The organism is Nocardioides humi, from assembly GCF_006494775.1.
GTDB classification, from domain to species: Bacteria; Actinomycetota; Actinomycetes; order Propionibacteriales; family Nocardioidaceae; genus Nocardioides; species Nocardioides humi.
The window spans coordinates 861,989-876,526 of record NZ_CP041146.1 but is presented as its reverse complement, the minus strand read 5'-3'; the positions used below and the strand labels follow the sequence as shown (position 1 = coordinate 876,526).

The window sequence follows — 14,538 nt, the reverse complement described above, 5'->3', positions numbered from 1 at the left end:
GGAAGCAAGGACCGATGGACTACGAGCTGGACGTCGACCCGGCCCTCGCGGCCGCCGTCCTCGAGATCGAGGGCCACCAGGCCCGCTCGGGGTGGGACCAGCCCGCCCGCCTGTACGCCCTGGTCGACACCTCCCGCCTGGTCGCCCAGGAGCCGGCGCTCGCGTCCCGGCTCGGCCTGGACGCGCCGGCCGAGCGGGGCTCGCTGACACCGATCGAGCAGGACGACCTGCCGCCCGGCCAACAGCTGGAGGAGGTGCTCCCCGGCATCCAGTGGCCCGACGTGGTCACCGGCTGCGCGGCCGTGGTCGAGCGCCTCGTGCTCCCGCCCGCCGCCGACGGCCAGGTGCCGGAGGACCCGGCGGCGGCCGCGGAGTTCGCGCGCGAGCACCCCGACGCCGAGGAGGTCCGCATCGTCGCCGGGGTGACCCGGCACGGCGCGAGCTACTGCGCACTGCGGATGCGCAGCCATGACGAGGACAGTGCCGTGATGGGCGGCAACGACCTGGTACCCGGGCTCATCGAGCTGCTGCGGGCCACCCTGCTGGAGGACGAGAACGATGAGTGAGCTGTTCGACGAGGAGCCCGAGCGTCCCGCGCCCGAGCGACCGGGCCGCCGTACCCGCGCCCTGGTCATCACCGGGGTGGTGCTGATCGTCGCCTTCTTCCTGCTCAGCGCCTTCGCGGGCATCTACACCGACCGCCTCTGGTACGCCGAGGTCGGCTTCGGCGAGGTGTTCAGCACCATGCTGTGGACCCGGATCGGCCTGTTCCTGGCCTTCGGCGCGCTGATGGGCGGGATCGTCGCGCTCAACATGTACCTCGCCTTCCGGTTCCGGCCGATGTTCCTCATGGCCGGCCCCGACGGGGTCGACCGCTACCGCGACGCCGTCACCCCGATCCGCGGCTGGCTGCTGGCCGGCGTCGGCGTCGTCGTCGGCCTCTTCGCCGGCACGTCCGCGATCGGGCAGTGGCGCACCTTCCTGATGTGGCGCAACGGCGAGGACTTCGGCACCAAGGACGCCTACTTCAACAGGGACATCGGCTTCTACGTCTTCCAGCTGCCGTGGTGGAACTTCGTCATCGACTTCGTGATGGCCGTCGCCATCGTGTCGCTGCTCGCCACCGCCGTCGTCCACTACCTGTACGGCGGCATCCGGCTCCAGGTCTCCCACGACCGGCTCTCGCCGGCCGCCCAGGTCCAGCTGTCCGTGCTGCTCGGCGCGTTCGTGCTGATGAAGTCGGTCGACTACTACCTCGACCGCTTCGACCTGGTCACCGACGACCACCGGATCTTCACCGGCATGAATTACACGGCCGAGAACGCCATGCTCCCGGCCCGCAACATCCTGGTCGGCGTCGCGCTGATCTGCGCGGTGCTGTTCTTCCTCAACGTGTGGCGCAAGACCTGGCAGCTGCCGTCGGTCGGCCTCGCGCTGCTGGCCCTGTCGGCGGTGCTGCTCGGCATGATCTGGCCGGCCATCGTCCAGAACTTCCAGGTGAAGCCCTCGGAGGCCGACAAGGAGAACCCCTACATCAAGGTCAACATCGACGCCACGCGCGAGGCCTACGGGCTCAGCGGCGTCGAGAGCGAGCGCTACGAGGGGACCCCGGTCGGCGACACCTCGGCGAGCGAGGGCGCGACCGTGCTCGGCCAGCTCTCGACCACCCCGGTCGTCGACCCCCAGCAGGTGCGCGACACCTTCCAGCAGCGCCAGCAGGTCCGGGCGTACTACTCGGTGGCCTCGGTCCTCGACGTCGACCGCTACACGATCGACGGCCAGGAGGTGCCGCTGGTCCTCGGCGTCCGCGAGCTCGACCAGTCCGGCATCAACTCCTCCGACCAGAACTGGTCCAACCTGCACACCGTCTACACCCACGGCGAGGGCCTGATCGCGGCCTACGCCAACCGGATCTCCGCCAGCGAGGTCAACGGCCGCATCGTCTGGGCCGAGGGCATCAGCGGGGAGGGCACCAGCGGTGCGAGCGACCTCACCAAGAGCGAGGAGTTCGAGCAGCGGATCTACTACGGCGAGCAGAGCCCGTCGTACTCCGTCGTCGGCAAGGCGAACGCGGAGGCGTCGAGCGTCGAGCTCGGGCTCGCCAACACCGACAGCGACGAGGGCGACCAGCGCACGACGTACGACGGCAAGGGCGGCGTGGCGGTCGGCAGCACCTTCAACCAGCTGATGTACGCCATCAAGTTCGGTGAGCCGAACTTCCTGCTCTCGGGCCGGGTCAACAGCAACTCGAAGGTGCTCTACAACCGCACGCCCACCGAGCGGGTCGAGAAGGTCGCGCCGTGGCTGACCGTCGACGGGGACCCGTACCCCGCGGTCGTGGACGGCAAGATCGTCTGGATCATCGACGGCTACACCACCACCGACCGCTACCCGAACTCCCAGCGCGAGTCCTTCGACGCGATGATCGACGACTCGCTGCAGCAGGACACCGGGCTGCAGACCATCCCCACCGACGAGATCAACTACATGCGCTCGGCGGTCAAGGCGACGGTCGACGCCTACGACGGCACGGTCACGCTCTACCAGTGGGACACCGAGGACCCGATCCTCAAGACCTGGATGAAGGCGTTCCCGGGGACGGTCACGGCCAAGGACGACATCCCCGCGGAGCTGATGAGCCACCTGCGCTACCCCGAGGACCTGTTCAAGGTGCAGCGCTTCCAGCTCGCGAAGTACCACGTCACCGACGCCGGCGAGTTCTACAACGCCAACAACCGCTGGGAGGTCCCCGAGGACCCGAACGCGTCGCGGCAGGTGTTCCAGCCGCCGTACCGGCTGTTCTCGACGGGCGTCGACAACACCAACGACTGGTCCCTCACCTCGGTGTTCGTGCCGCGCGGCAAGGGCACCCTGGCGTCGTACCTCCAGGTGAACTCGAACGCGAACTCGTCCTCCTTCGGCAAGCTGCGGCTGCTGGAGATGACCGACGCCAACACGCCCGGACCCGGGCAGGTCGCCAACCAGATGCAGCAGGAGAAGGAGGTCGTCGACGCGCTGACGCCGTACCGCGTCCAGGGCGCGACGCCGCCCCGCTTCGGCAACCTGCTGACCCTGCCGGTCGACGGCGGGCTGATCTACATCCAGCCGGTGTACGCCGTGCGGACGTCCGGTGCGTCGGCCTTCCCGATCCTGCAGTTCGTGATCGTGAAGTACGGCGAGAGCGTGGGCATCGCGCAGAACCTCCCCGAGGCGCTCGGCGACGCGCTCGGCGTCGATCTCGCGACCGGCCAGGAGACCCCGCCCCCGGACGACACGGGGGAGCCGGAGCCCGGCGACGAGACTCCTCCGCAGGAGCCCAGCGGGACGCTCAACGAGCAGATCGCGGCGGCGCTGCGCGAGGCCGACGAGGCGTTCAAGGCGGCGAGTGCCGCTCAGGCCGAGAACGAGACTGCCGAGTGGGCGCGCCAGCTCGAGCTCGCCCAGGCGGCGGTGGAGAAGGCCGTGCGGCTGGCCGACCAGCGCGACAACCGGTAGCGGGTCCCGCCGGGTCGGCGGCATGCGGCATCATCGCCGCATGCTGCTGACCCTCGACCTGGTCGGGATCTTCGTCTTCGCGATCTCGGGCGGCCTGGTCGCCGTACGCAACCAGCTCGACATCGTGGGCGTCGTCGTCCTGGCGATGGCCACGGGCCTCGGCGGCGGGGTGATCCGCGACGTCGTGATCGGCGCGGTCCCGCCGCCGGCCGTCGCCGACTGGCGGTACCTGCTGGTCCCGGTCGTCGGGGGACTGGTCACCTTCTGGCTGCATCCCGCGGTCGGCCGGCTCGAGCGGGTGATCAACGTCTTCGACGCCTTCGGGCTCGGGCTGTTCTGCGTGGCGGGGGCGCTGAAGGCGCAGGAGTTCGGGCTGGGGCCGGCCCCCTCCGCCGCGCTCGGCATGGTGACCGGCGTGGGCGGCGGGATCATCCGCGATCTCCTCGCCGGCCGGATCCCGGTGATCTTCCGGTTCGGGGAGCTCTACGCCATCCCCGCCCTCGCCGGCGCCGCGATCGCCGCCACCGGGGCCGAGCTCGGGGTCGCGCACGGCGTGATCCTCGCCCCGGCGGCCCTGGTCACGATCGGCTGGCGGCTGCTCGCCGTACGCCGGGGCTGGCGGGCGCCCGTGTCCCGGCTGGAGCCGCCGGCCGATCCGTGACCGGCCGGCCTACCGGGACGGTGCGCCGTCGAAGCCGCCGTCGCGGGGGCCGCCGCCACCGGGACCGCCGCCACCGGGACCGCCGCCACCGGCGTACTCGCCCGCGGTGACGGTCGCGGCGGTCGTGCCGTCGACCCGGACCTCGTAGTCCTCGCCCGCGGTGATGTCCTCGTCGGAGACCACGATGCCGCTGGCGGCCTGCTCGACGACGTACGTCGCGACGACCTCGCCGTCGCCGTCGACGACGGTGATCTGCTGGCCGGCCGAGGCGGCGGTCGTGAGCGTGGTGGCGATCCAGCCCTGCGTGGAGTCCGTGCTCGGCACATCGGAGAGGCCGCCGGTGGCGACGAGCGAGCCGCCGCTGATCGCGAAGTCGCCGTTGACGTCGATGGACCCGTCGCCGCCGCCCCGGGCGGCGCTCTCGATGACCACGGTGCCGCCGGTCATGACCGCGATGCCGTTGGAGTCGATGCCGTCGGCGCCGGCGGTGACGTGGGTGGTGCCGCCGCTGATGGTGAGCAGCACGCCCTCCTGGACCCCCTCGCCGCCGTTGCCCGCGGTGGCGTTGATGCCGTCGTCGGAGGCGGTGAGGGTCGTCTCGCCGCCGGCGAGGGTGATCTGGGCGGCCTCGAGGCCCTCCTCGGAGCGGGTGACGGTCAGCGAGCCGTCGGCGATGTTGAGCGCGCCGACGACGTCGACGCCGTCGCTGCCCGCGGCGATGGTGACCGTCCCGCCGTCGAGCTGGAACCAGCCGAGCGCCTTGGCCTTGCCGCTCGACGTCTCGGTGCTCTCGTTGTCGGCCTTGAGTCCGTCACCGCCCGCGGTCACCGTGATCTCGCCGTCCTCGATGACCAGGTAGTCCTTGCCGCGGATGCCGTCGTCGACCGCGGTGACGTCGATCGTCCCGGACAGGATCACCAGGCCGTCCTTGCTGGTGATGCCGTCGTTGCTGTTGCCCGCGACGGTCAGGGAGCCGCTGCCGGCGATGGTCAGGTCGGCCATCGAGAAGAGCGTCGCGTTCGGGGCGTCGTCCTCCTCGTCGTCCGCGGCGGACGCGGCGGCGTCCGCCAGCGTGTTGGCGGAGCCGTCGGCGAGGATCACGACGGCCTCGTCGGCCTCGGTGATCACGACGGGGGAGGACGTGGCCGAGGTGATGTCGACGCCGTCGAGCACCAGCCTGACCTTGCCGTCGCCCGTGCTGTCGACGACGACCTGGCCGTCGGTCAGGGTGCCGGACAGGACGTAGGTGCCGGCCGCGCTGATCGTGACGACATCCCCGTCGACGCTCACCGCGTCGGCCCCGGTGCCGTCGACGGTGGTGGCGCCGTCGGCCAGCGTGATGCCGGTGGCCGCGGCGGCGTCGTACTCGCCGTCGTCGGCGTCCGCGTGGGTGTCGTCGAGGCCGGCGACGCTCGACGCGACGAGGCTGGTGCCCGCCGAGGCCGCGGTGTCGGAGCCGGTGGCGCCGCAGGCGGACAGGGGGGAGATGAGGGCGACGGCCGCGGTCGCCGCTGCGGCGATGCGGGTGCGGAGGCGGTGCTGGGACATGGGCTTCTCCTGGGGGTTCTGGTCGGGGTGGGTCAGGCGGCGCGCGGCACGTCGAGGTGCGCGTCGAGGACGCGGTGCCACTTGAGGCGGGGGAGGTCCGGGTGCAGCGCGGCCATGCCGACGCCGTACTTGGAGATCCGGGTGGGGCGGTGCCCGGCCCGCCACAGCAGGCGATCGACCTCGGACGGCGTGGAGCCGGTCTTCGTCTCGACGATCGCCAGCGACGGGCGGTCCAGCTCGCGCTGGGGGCCGAGCGCGGTCCAGCCGAGGTCGACGTCGATCGTCACCCGGCTCGCGGAGGACGGCAGGAACAGGGTGCTGCGCTGGTAGCCGGTGACCAGCACCGGCCGCAGCCGCCGGGCGACGTCCGCACCGACGATGCCCGCCACGAAGGCGATGCCCTCGCTGTCGAGGCCGCCGACGAGCTGGGCATCGGGGTGCTCGATGCGCTGCTTGAGGCTCTGGCCGCGGGCGGTGCGCGTCTTGACCTCCAGCCAGTCGCCGCCCGTGTCGAGGTAGCTGCGGGTGCGGACCTTCCAGCGCCGGCGGTGCGCGCGCCCCGCGACGAGGAAGCTGCGGTGGTCGGGGGTGTCGAGGTACGTCGAGCGGTACCCGAACGCGCGCCGCCCGTCGATCTCGAGGATCCGCGCGCCGCCCGGCGCGCGCTGCACGAGCAGCTCCGCCTCGGGCACGGGCAGCACGTACTTCCGGTCGACCCGGGTCAGCAGCTCGGCCCGCTCGACGAGCTCCTCGAGCCCGATCGGCGCCAGCCGGCGCAGGTGCTCGGCGGCCATCGTGGTCATCGGACCGCTCCGTGCCAGCCGAGGGCGCTCGCGGCCTGCGCGGTCGTCGTACCGCTGCCGGGGTGGACGCGGACGTCCACCAGCGTGGTGTCGTTGACCAGGTCGGTGCGGACGACCTCGGCCGAGAGGACCCGGGCCCCGAGCAGGCCCTCGACGTGGGCGACGAGCGCCGTGTGGTCGGTGAGGGCGCGGTCGAGCAGCAGCTGCTGGTGGCTGGTGCGCCGGCCGGTGAGCAGCCCGTCGCCGATCGCCACCGCCGCCAGGATCGCCGCCATCAGCGCGACGTCGACGCCGCTCGGCGCCTGGTCGATCCCGGCCAGGAGCCCGAGCGCGAGGGCGGCGAAGTAGTACGCGATCTCGCTCTGGCTCAGCTCCTCCGACCGCAGCCGGATGATCGACAGGATCCCGAACAGCCCCAACCCCAGCCCCGCCCCGATCGTCGACGTCGCGAGCGCCGCCGCCACCGCCATCACCCCCACGTTGACCGTCAGGAACGCGACCACCAGCTCGGGCCGGTGGTGGCGGGGCAGGAACAGGCCGAAGACGAGGACCGCGATCGCGACCAGGTCGACGGCGTACAGGGCGTAGGGCGACATGGGGCTGAACTCCTGGAGTCGTAGAGGTGAACGACCTCCAGTGAGCCCCACCCACATGTCGGTGCGCTCGGACGATCCTGTGGACCTTCTGTGAGGCCGCGAGCTCGGCCCCGCGCCAGCGTGGTCGTCCCCGATTTGGTCTCGTTCGCGGCCATGCCGTAACGTTGGGTTCACCGACGCGGGGTGGAGCAGCTCGGTAGCTCGCTGGGCTCATAACCCAGAGGTCGCAGGTTCAAATCCTGCCCCCGCTACAAGAGAGTGGCCCCTGACCTGCGGAAACGCAGATCGGGGGCCACTTGGTTTCTTGAGTCACATAGCCTTGTGTCGCGTTTATGTCCCGAAAACCTTCGCCTTGGCGGCCCATTGTGACCCGGGGTGAGGGGTCAGGGCTGCGCTCGAGGCGGCCGCCTGAGGACGTCAGGCGTCCGAGTTGGTCGACGTGGCTTTGCCGGCGAAGGACTGAAGGATGTGCGTCACGTCGGGTGTCGTCCTGTCCTTCTCGATGTAGAACTCTTTGGTGATCGCGTCTGAGGAGTGGCCGAGAACGCGGGCTGCGGTGTCCGAGTCAACTAGGCGGTCGATCAAGGTCGCGACGGTCTTGCGGAAGGTGTGTGGTGTCACCCAGTCGAAGCCTGTGTCTGCTCGGATCGTGCGCCACCGGCGCTCGATGTTGCCGACTTGGTGCCATGTGCCGTTGCGGGTGGCGAAGACCGCGTTGTAGTGGTTCGGTCGTTGCTCGATACGTCGCCTCATCAGAACATCGACTGCGAACGGCGGCAGGGCGATGGTGCGCTTTGAAGCGTCGGACTTCGGCTTGGGCTTGCGGTAGGTGCCCTTTCCCGTCTCCGTCTTGATCGTCCCGCTGATTGACACGGTCGGTGGTGTCGCACTCAAGTCGATGTCCGTCCATCGGATGGCGAGTACTTCTCCGATCCGGCAGCCCGTGGCGAGTAGCAGGTCAATGATGTCGGGCATGTCCTGGTTCGGCTTTGGGCCTGGCCGCTTCTTGGTCATCCAGGAGTCCACGGCAGATCGGACGGCGTTGAGGTCCTCCACCGAGAGCGCTTGGACGTCCTTCTTCTGGCCTCGAAGCCGTGATGTGGAGGAGACCGGGTTGGCTGGGAGTGCGTCGTCGATGACCGCGGCGTCGAACATCATCTTGAGCACCGTCTTGGTCTTCTTGCGGCGGCTGTGGGAGTCCTGCGACCTGATTAGCCGTTCCAGGCGCCCAGCTGTTGCCTCCCGCAGGCGGATGTTGCCGATGGCTGGATTGATGACGTTCTCGATGATGCGTTGGTATTCGTTTGCGGTAGTTGCTTCGGAGCGCTGCTCGGCGCGATACAGCGAGAGCCAGATGTCAGCCACCTGGCTGATTCGCATGTCGGGGCCGATGAGGTCGCCGGACGGGGCGCTTCGGTCGGCGATCTTGGTCTTGAGTTCTCGTACTGCGGCGGCGGCGCTTCGACCGGTCCCCTTGATCTCGCGCGTGACGCCGTCGAAGTCTCGGAAGCGGGTTCGCGCGCGGTACACGCCAGGGCGTACCTCTCTCGTTGTGATGCTCCCGAATGTTCCGATGGGGAGCGGGGGGCGAGCCATGTGCGTTCCTTCTTGACCTCTGAGCTGCTAGGGATGCCGCGGACGGGAGCGTCGTGACATGGAACCTAGTGTGCGGGACCTTGCTTGCTGGTCGCCCCCCGAGCGTCGACCGTCATCGTCGATGTCCGTTTCGGCCTGGAGGTCCAGCGTCTCAGCGTGGGCCTCGATCCATGCATCGAGATCGGAACGGCGGTACCGCAGTGCGCCGCCCGCCTTCACCGCGCGTGGTCCGAACCCCGGGCGTCGCGTGCGCCACGTATAGAGCGTCGACTTTGCGATCCCGATGTAGGCAGCCGCCTGGGCAATGTTCATTGTGGCAGGGGTGAGTACGAACCGGCCGCGTTCTGTCAGGCGTCGCTCGTCGGGGTCTGCGCCTGCGTCCTCGGGGATGCGTTCGCTCTCCTGGGCAGCGAGTGTCCGGTGACCGCCAACGGTGAGGGTCTCCTTCACGGTTTCCATCTCGTGTCCTCCGACCTGCTGTGGTGGGTCTCGGGTGGTTCCAAGCCCACGCTGGTGTCTGATGGTCACCTAAGTGGTCCACCGGGTGCCGAGCGATCAATGCTGGGCGGCTTTCTGGGTGGCACGCCGTGCTGCGGCGAAAAGGCCGAGGTGACGTCGGCGTCAGACTGCGCGTGGGCGGTCGTTGATCGCCCGTCGGGCCGATGGCTAGGGCAGTTGGAGTGCGCGAGCATCGCAGCGGCTGCCGCGGTGGATGCGGCGGCCGCGGTTGCGGTACTTGCCGAGCGCAGGGTCTCCCGTACCGGTTGCGGCACTCTGACGGCACGTCGGGCGAGGATGTCGGCCGGGGAGACCCAGACGACGTCGCCCTCGGCGGGCGGGGTGGCCAGCCCGGACTCGACGTCGTTGTGCGCTCGTCGGGACAGGGCACGCGCTGGGCCGGTCAGGTTGGGGATGTTGGCCTTCTCGGCGACGACGTGCGCGAGCTCGGAGCCGGCCTCGATCGCTCGGAGGGTCGCCACAGTGGCCTGGGGGAGCCCGGGCCGGGTGGCGATGACCTCTGGTGTCGCCAGCGTGGTGGTGTCGTGGGTGATCTGGCGGTAGGCGGCTCGGACTTCCGCGGCTGCGCGGGCCAGGGGCTCCGCGAGGCGGGCGCCTGGGGGAGCGAGGTCGCCCCAGCGGCTGGCCAGGTTGCTCCAGGATCGCCCTGCGTCGGCGATCGCGGGGACCAGCCGCTCCGAGGGCTCGAGGACGCCGGCGGTGGCGGCCGCGTCGACAAGGACCATGCTGGCGCCGGCGATGAGTCCTTGGGTGCGGGCGATGAGCAGGATGTTGGCCGGCGCGAGGTCGCGGGCCAGGGCACGGTGGGACTGGATGTCCCAGTTGCCGAGCGCCTGGGCCAGTCGACCCGGGTCGTCGACGGGCCGGATGGCCTCGCCGGTGAGGGCGTGCGGGAACCGGTCGGTCAGGTAGCTGCGGGCGGTGTTCTCGCACGCGGCCAGCCGGTCGACCCAGACCCCGATGGGTGCCACCGCGTAGGGGGAATGGTGCTGGGCCAGTTGGACGCGGCGGCCTGACTCGCGGGCGTCGGTGACGCGGTCGCGGCCGTTGTCGTGCAGGGCGACGTTGACGGCGTGGGCGGTCAAGTAGAGGCCATGCATGATCCTGGTGCGGGTCGCCTCGAGGTCGCGGTGAGCCTCGGTCTGCTCGTGGGGGATCTCGGCGCCGTACCGGCGGACCAGGGCGGCGGCGTTGAGGAGGGTCTGGGCCATCTGGTCGACGCGCGGGTTGGTCGGGCCCTGACCTGGCCAGGCCTTCCGGCCGGACAGGCTGGACTCGATGGTCGCGGCCTGGGCGGAGAGGCTGGTGATGGGGCGGTCGCGCTCGTCGACGCCTGGTCGCCGGCCGGGCAGGGAGGCCCACAGGTCCTCCGCGGCCGCGACCATGGTCGGCCAGCTGCGTAGCAGGGTGCCGGCGTCGTCGCCTCCGACGTCCATGAGCAGCTGGCGGGCCAGGTAGTCGACGTCGAAGAGCATCTCGCCGACGCTGCGCACGTCGCGCGAGGTCATCGGGATCTGGTCGACGTCGAACAGCTCCTCGTCGATGTCCGCGTACGCGGGGCGCAGGTCAGTAGCCAAGGCCGCGGGCTTCCCGGATGAGGTCGCACAGGTCGACGACCAGCTGCGAGCCGTGGACCAGGTCCGGCTGGTGCAGCGGCAGGGGGCGGGTCAACTCCTCTGCCTCGGTGAGCAGCTGCAGCGGGGTGCGCTCCTCGAGGTCGACGAGCAGGTCGACGTCCTCGGGAAGCTCGTAGTCGTCCGGCAGCAGGGCGCTGGCCCGGGAGTGGGCGAGGTAGACACCCAGCCCGAGGTCGTGGAGCGGCGAGTCGGCGGCGGCCGCGTCGGCGTCGGTCCACACCTGGGTAGCGGCCTGGTGCAGCAGCTGGGCGATCGAGCCGAGGCGGTCCCAGGTGCCGTCAGCGTTGAGGGTGTCCACGGGCGTTCCTTTCGGGTGGGGGTCGGTCTGGCCCATGAACCCATGTCCCGGCCGCGGCCCGCTGCGCCGAGCGGCGGGCTGTGGATAACTCGGGGTGCTGTCGGCACCTGGGCACAAACTGGTCTCGTTCGCCTATGTCGTCCGGCGGGTGTCGGACGATCACCGCGAGCAAAGTCAAGAGATCCGCACTAGTGCTGAAAGATGGAGGAGGGTCGAGATGTGGTTCCCGATGACCGCGCTGAGGGTGGTGACGCTGGGGCCGGCACTGCTGGTGAGCTTCGTCCTCACCGTGGTCGTGTGCGCCCTGCTCCCGCCGGCACTTGGCCTGGTGGTGTTCATGGCTGCGGGCGGCCTGCTGGTCGCGCTCGCGCTCGGGCAGCTGCAGGAGCCGGCGATCGCCGCGCTGACCAGGTCGCGGCCGGCGACCGAGGCCGAGTACGGCGTGCTGGCACCGGTGCTGGCCGAGCTGGGCGGCCGCGGCGTCGACGTCGGCGCGCTGTTCGTACGCCGTGTACAGCGGCCGAGCACCCCGGTGGCGGTGGCGATCGGCCGGCACACCGTGGTGGTCAGTCCCGGGCTTGTCGAGGCGACGTACCGCGGCGGCGTGGCTGGCGCGGAGGCGGCCGCCGCGGTGGCTCATGCTGTCGGCCGACATCAGGCGCTCCGGCCGAAGCTGGAACTGGCTATGCTCGCAGCGACGACGCCGTGGCGGGTGATGGTGGCGACGTTCCGCGGCGTGGGCCGGGCGTTCGCCTGGCTTCCGTTCATGCGGCTGGCCTGGACACTGCGGGGCGTCGTGGGGGTCATCTGCGTGGTGCAGTCGCTCGCCGAGGGCCGGGCCGCGCCTGGGCTTCTCGGCGGCGCGGTCATCGCGCTGACCTACCTGGTGCCGGCGGCCAGCCGGCGCATCGAGCTCCGCATCGAGGCCGAGGCAGACCGGTTCGTGCTCGCACTCGGCCTCGGTCCCGTGCTGGCGGGCCTGCTGCGGCGCTTCGGGCACCCGATGACGCTCGAGCGGATGCGGCAGCTGGAGGCGCCCGCCGAGCAGCCTCGGCGGCCGCGGCTGCACCTGGTGCACGGCTGAGGCTGTTCGCGGGCGGGTCTCGCGGCGGCCGAGCAGTGGGCTACTCGTCGTCGGCGAAGCCGGACGTGGAGTGATGCACGCAGCCGCGGCCGTCGCCCTCGTGCGGCTTGTGGTTCATGCACGGCAGCGAACCCAGCTTGTGCTAGCAGTCGACCCAGCGGACGGTCGAAGGCCCGGTGGTCGGTGCGAGTGCGGTAGCCATCGCAGCCTCCTAGCGGCGCGGGCCGCGGCGGCGGCCAAGCTGGGGCCGCTGGTAGGCGGCGGTGTCGGTGTGGTCGTGCTGGCGGCCGGACCGGTGAACCTGCGCGATCTCGGCGTCGGGGGAGGGGCCGGTGTCGGCGGCCGCGGCCTGGGCGGCTGCCTCCTCGCTGGCCCTGATCTCCTCGGCGCGCTGTCGTGCCTCTTCCTCGAGCGCGGCTTCCTCGCGAGCGGCGTCACTCATGTGAACTCCCATGGATCCCGTGGACCGGCACCGGCTGCGCCGGTCCTCCTGGTCACCTATGTGCGGGGCGAGGGCCCGGGCGATCACCGCCGGCCGAACTCCTTGGAAGGCGTGTTGCCCCGGGTTCAGGCGGGCTGGGCCAGCAGCGTGGCGCCCAGCAGCTGCGCCGTGTGCTCGAGGACGGTGGGGGAACCGGTGGAGCTCGGGCGGTCGCAGCACGGATGGGTGTCGTAGCCCTCGTCGACGACGATGCTGTGCAGCTGGCCACCGCAGGCGCGACAGCGTCGACCGGCGTGGGTGGGGCACTGCTCGACCGCCACGGCGCAGGGAAGGCATGCCGCGGCCGGCGGGGGAGTGACCTGGTGGTCGCGGTCCCAGTCGCGCCGCTGGCGCAGCAGCGTGGCGGTCTGTTGCCACAGCGCGTGCTCGAGGTGCGCCGGCGGAGGCCGGCCGATCGCCTGGTCGACGGCCTTCCTGAGCAACTGGTCACCGCAGGTGAGGATCCGCTCGTCGACGCCGCGGCCGTAGCACCAGCGGGCCAGTGTCTTGGCGGCCGTCATCAGCTGCTCGTCCATGGGCGGCCCTCTCCCTCAGCAGGTGCCCCACAGGCCACTGGCGGCCTCCTGGGCATCGTCGGCGGCCGCGACGTAGGAGTCTTCCCGGGCGAGGTCCTGGCCTGCCTCGTAGCGGCGTGCGGCGCCGCGGGCCAGGAGCTCGTGCGCTACGTCGACGTCGTCGTGGTCGACGTAGCGCAGCAACCGGTCGTATCGGTCGCGGCCGGGCTGTCCGCTGTCGGTGACGAGCTGGACGGTGCTGCCGACCGGCGCGAGGTCCTCGAGCAGGTCGGTTGACTGGTCGGCGTAGCACTCGGCGGGCGTCGGCGGGTGGGCGACTTCGGGGGCGTCGATGCCGAGCAGTCGGACTCGGCCGAGCGGGCGGCCGCCCAGGTCCTCGACGCGGAGGGTGTCTCCGTCGACGACGGCCGTCACCCGCACTTGGGTGGCCGTGCCCTCCGATGGGTCGGCGCCCGTGGGGGTGCCGGGGCGGGCTGCGGTGATGCCGCCGGCGGTGAGCGCGGCGATGGCAGCGGCGGCCAGGCCGAGGAGGGCCTTCACCGGGCGACCCTCAGCTGCGGACGCTCGCCGGAGACGGGGACCGCGCGCGCCTGGGCCCGGGCGCCGGGGGAGCGGTGGCCGGCCGCGGTGATCTGCTCGTCGACGTCGGCCGAGCGGGTGCTGGCAGCGGCCGGCTCCTCGGGGAGCTCGGCTGCGATCTTCGCGGCCAGGTCGCGCAGCGGCGGGGTCTTCTCGATCTGCCGGGTGGCGTGGAGCACGGTCGTGTGGTCGCGTTCGAAGTGCCGCGCGATCGTCGGCAGGCTGTGCCCGTGGATGCGGGCCGCGGTCATGGCCACCGCTCGGGCGTCGGCGGCCGTCCGGGTCCGGTCGGCGCCCAAGAGGACCTCGGGTGTGGTGCCGAAGGCCTCGGCGGCCGCGACGACGGCGTGCTCGACCGGGCCATCGGGCTCGAAGGTCGACGCGGGCTGGTCCTGGTGGAGGCTGACGACGGTGGCCTCGGGGCGGGGGAGTTGGGCGGTGTAGCGGTCGTTGACGTGCTCGGTGACCCGGGCCGCGGCGTCGGCCAGACGGGGGCGTTCGGCGGCGCGGCGTACGGCTACCGGCGGAGCGACATATTCGAACCCCGTGAATCCCGCCCGTTGTGCCATCTGATCGAGGCTCCCAAGGTTGGCGACACTCGCCTTGGTGGCCCGGCGTAGGCTTGGGTTGACTGACCGGAGATGAGGCCTCCATCCGGACACCGCTGTGCCGGTCGAGAGGCGGACGTCATGTCGACGTCAAACG

General features: G+C 71.2%; 15 protein-coding genes and 1 tRNA gene. 5 read left to right on the top strand and 11 right to left on the bottom strand.

Going from position 1 to position 14,538, the window contains the following annotated elements; genetic code table 11:
* The first annotated feature begins 14 nt into the window (after window positions 1–14).
* The 3 genes from FIV44_RS04300 to FIV44_RS04290 are packed head-to-tail and all read left to right on the top strand — an operon-like array spanning window position 15 to window position 4,156.
* Window positions 15–566 carry a PPA1309 family protein gene (locus FIV44_RS04300; RefSeq protein WP_141003390.1) on the top strand — a complete coding sequence of 184 codons (552 nt, stop codon included), beginning with the start codon at window positions 15–17 and terminating at the stop codon, window positions 564–566.
* The gene (locus tag FIV44_RS04295) at window positions 559–3,495 is read left to right on the top strand and encodes a UPF0182 family membrane protein (protein ID WP_141003389.1); all 2,937 of its coding nucleotides are present in this window, start codon (window positions 559–561) and stop codon (window positions 3,493–3,495) included. Before FIV44_RS04300 ends, FIV44_RS04295 begins: the two co-directional genes overlap by 8 nt.
* A gap of 40 nt (window positions 3,496–3,535) precedes the next feature.
* Window positions 3,536–4,156: a trimeric intracellular cation channel family protein gene (locus FIV44_RS04290; RefSeq protein WP_141003388.1), complete on the top strand. Its 621-nt coding sequence runs from the start codon at window positions 3,536–3,538 to the stop codon at window positions 4,154–4,156.
* A gap of 9 nt (window positions 4,157–4,165) precedes the next feature.
* Here the strand turns inward: FIV44_RS04290 and FIV44_RS04285 are convergent, their stop codons facing one another.
* From FIV44_RS04285 to FIV44_RS04275, 3 genes are read right to left on the bottom strand one after another with little or no spacing between them, the layout of a single operon-like run.
* Entirely contained in the window at window positions 4,166–5,704 is a 1,539-nt protein-coding gene (locus FIV44_RS04285; RefSeq protein WP_141003387.1) for a carbohydrate-binding domain-containing protein, read from the bottom strand.
* 32 nt (window positions 5,705–5,736) lie between these two features.
* Complete coding sequence (locus FIV44_RS04280) at window positions 5,737–6,507, bottom strand: polyphosphate polymerase domain-containing protein (protein WP_141003386.1); 771 nt, start codon at window positions 6,505–6,507, stop codon at window positions 5,737–5,739.
* Entirely contained in the window at window positions 6,504–7,103 is a 600-nt protein-coding gene (locus FIV44_RS04275) for a DUF4956 domain-containing protein (protein ID WP_141003385.1), read from the bottom strand. The genes FIV44_RS04280 and FIV44_RS04275 overlap by 4 nt, the downstream gene beginning before the upstream one ends.
* A gap of 177 nt (window positions 7,104–7,280) precedes the next feature.
* Here FIV44_RS04275 and FIV44_RS04270 point away from each other — a divergent pair.
* Window positions 7,281–7,354 (top strand) — tRNA-Met (locus FIV44_RS04270).
* 166 nt (window positions 7,355–7,520) lie between these two features.
* On the opposite strand, the gene FIV44_RS04265 is transcribed toward FIV44_RS04270, so the two are convergent.
* From FIV44_RS04265 to FIV44_RS04250, 4 genes are all read right to left on the bottom strand, one after another.
* Window positions 7,521–8,633, bottom strand: coding sequence for a tyrosine-type recombinase/integrase (locus tag FIV44_RS04265; RefSeq protein ID WP_158282898.1), 1,113 nt, complete (start codon window positions 8,631–8,633; stop codon window positions 7,521–7,523).
* Window positions 8,634–8,726: 93 nt separating this feature from the next.
* Window positions 8,727–9,158 (bottom strand): helix-turn-helix transcriptional regulator, encoded by a 432-nt coding sequence (locus FIV44_RS04260; protein ID WP_211318611.1) that lies wholly within the window; start codon window positions 9,156–9,158, stop codon window positions 8,727–8,729.
* A gap of 65 nt (window positions 9,159–9,223) precedes the next feature.
* A complete protein-coding gene (locus tag FIV44_RS04255) occupies window positions 9,224–10,795 on the bottom strand; it encodes a hypothetical protein (RefSeq protein WP_109691899.1) in 1,572 nt (523 codons plus the stop codon).
* On the bottom strand, window positions 10,785–11,153 hold the full coding sequence (locus tag FIV44_RS04250) for a hypothetical protein (protein ID WP_141003384.1): 369 nt from the start codon (window positions 11,151–11,153) through the stop codon (window positions 10,785–10,787). The genes FIV44_RS04255 and FIV44_RS04250 overlap by 11 nt, the downstream gene beginning before the upstream one ends.
* A gap of 217 nt (window positions 11,154–11,370) precedes the next feature.
* Here FIV44_RS04250 and FIV44_RS04245 point away from each other — a divergent pair, with 217 nt between their 5' ends.
* Window positions 11,371–12,237, top strand: coding sequence for a hypothetical protein (locus FIV44_RS04245; RefSeq protein WP_109691897.1), 867 nt, complete (start codon window positions 11,371–11,373; stop codon window positions 12,235–12,237).
* 211 nt (window positions 12,238–12,448) lie between these two features.
* Here FIV44_RS04245 and FIV44_RS04240 read toward each other — a convergent pair whose 3' ends face one another.
* The 4 genes from FIV44_RS04240 to FIV44_RS04225 all read right to left on the bottom strand — a co-directional run bounded on the left by FIV44_RS04240 (window position 12,449) and on the right by FIV44_RS04225 (window position 14,402).
* Window positions 12,449–12,679, bottom strand: coding sequence for a hypothetical protein (locus tag FIV44_RS04240; protein ID WP_141003383.1), 231 nt, complete (start codon window positions 12,677–12,679; stop codon window positions 12,449–12,451).
* A 125-nt stretch (window positions 12,680–12,804) separates the two neighbouring features.
* The gene (locus FIV44_RS04235; RefSeq protein WP_109691895.1) at window positions 12,805–13,254 is read right to left on the bottom strand and encodes a hypothetical protein; all 450 of its coding nucleotides are present in this window, start codon (window positions 13,252–13,254) and stop codon (window positions 12,805–12,807) included.
* A gap of 15 nt (window positions 13,255–13,269) precedes the next feature.
* Entirely contained in the window at window positions 13,270–13,794 is a 525-nt protein-coding gene (locus FIV44_RS04230) for a thermonuclease family protein (protein WP_109691894.1), read from the bottom strand.
* Window positions 13,791–14,402, bottom strand: coding sequence for a helix-turn-helix domain-containing protein (locus FIV44_RS04225; protein ID WP_141003382.1), 612 nt, complete (start codon window positions 14,400–14,402; stop codon window positions 13,791–13,793). The genes FIV44_RS04230 and FIV44_RS04225 overlap by 4 nt, the downstream gene beginning before the upstream one ends.
* Window positions 14,403–14,538 lie beyond the last annotated feature (136 nt).

What these genes read in the sequence shown, in the direction of transcription:
- FIV44_RS04295 (WP_141003389.1), top strand. Translation starts at nt 559, where the DNA reads ATGAGTGAGCTGTTCGACGAGGAGCCCGAGCGTCCCGCGCCCGAGCGA.
- FIV44_RS04225 (WP_141003382.1), bottom strand. Translation starts at nt 14,402, where the DNA reads ATGGCACAACGGGCGGGATTCACGGGGTTCGAATATGTCGCTCCGCCG.
- FIV44_RS04275 (WP_141003385.1), bottom strand. Translation starts at nt 7,103, where the DNA reads ATGTCGCCCTACGCCCTGTACGCCGTCGACCTGGTCGCGATCGCGGTC.
- FIV44_RS04280 (WP_141003386.1), bottom strand. Translation starts at nt 6,507, where the DNA reads ATGACCACGATGGCCGCCGAGCACCTGCGCCGGCTGGCGCCGATCGGG.
- FIV44_RS04285 (WP_141003387.1), bottom strand. Translation starts at nt 5,704, where the DNA reads ATGTCCCAGCACCGCCTCCGCACCCGCATCGCCGCAGCGGCGACCGCG.
- FIV44_RS04260 (WP_211318611.1), bottom strand. Translation starts at nt 9,158, where the DNA reads ATGGAAACCGTGAAGGAGACCCTCACCGTTGGCGGTCACCGGACACTC.
- FIV44_RS04300 (WP_141003390.1), top strand. Translation starts at nt 15, where the DNA reads ATGGACTACGAGCTGGACGTCGACCCGGCCCTCGCGGCCGCCGTCCTC.
- FIV44_RS04290 (WP_141003388.1), top strand. Translation starts at nt 3,536, where the DNA reads ATGCTGCTGACCCTCGACCTGGTCGGGATCTTCGTCTTCGCGATCTCG.
- FIV44_RS04240 (WP_141003383.1), bottom strand. Translation starts at nt 12,679, where the DNA reads ATGAGTGACGCCGCTCGCGAGGAAGCCGCGCTCGAGGAAGAGGCACGA.
- FIV44_RS04235 (WP_109691895.1), bottom strand. Translation starts at nt 13,254, where the DNA reads ATGGACGAGCAGCTGATGACGGCCGCCAAGACACTGGCCCGCTGGTGC.
- FIV44_RS04245 (WP_109691897.1), top strand. Translation starts at nt 11,371, where the DNA reads ATGTGGTTCCCGATGACCGCGCTGAGGGTGGTGACGCTGGGGCCGGCA.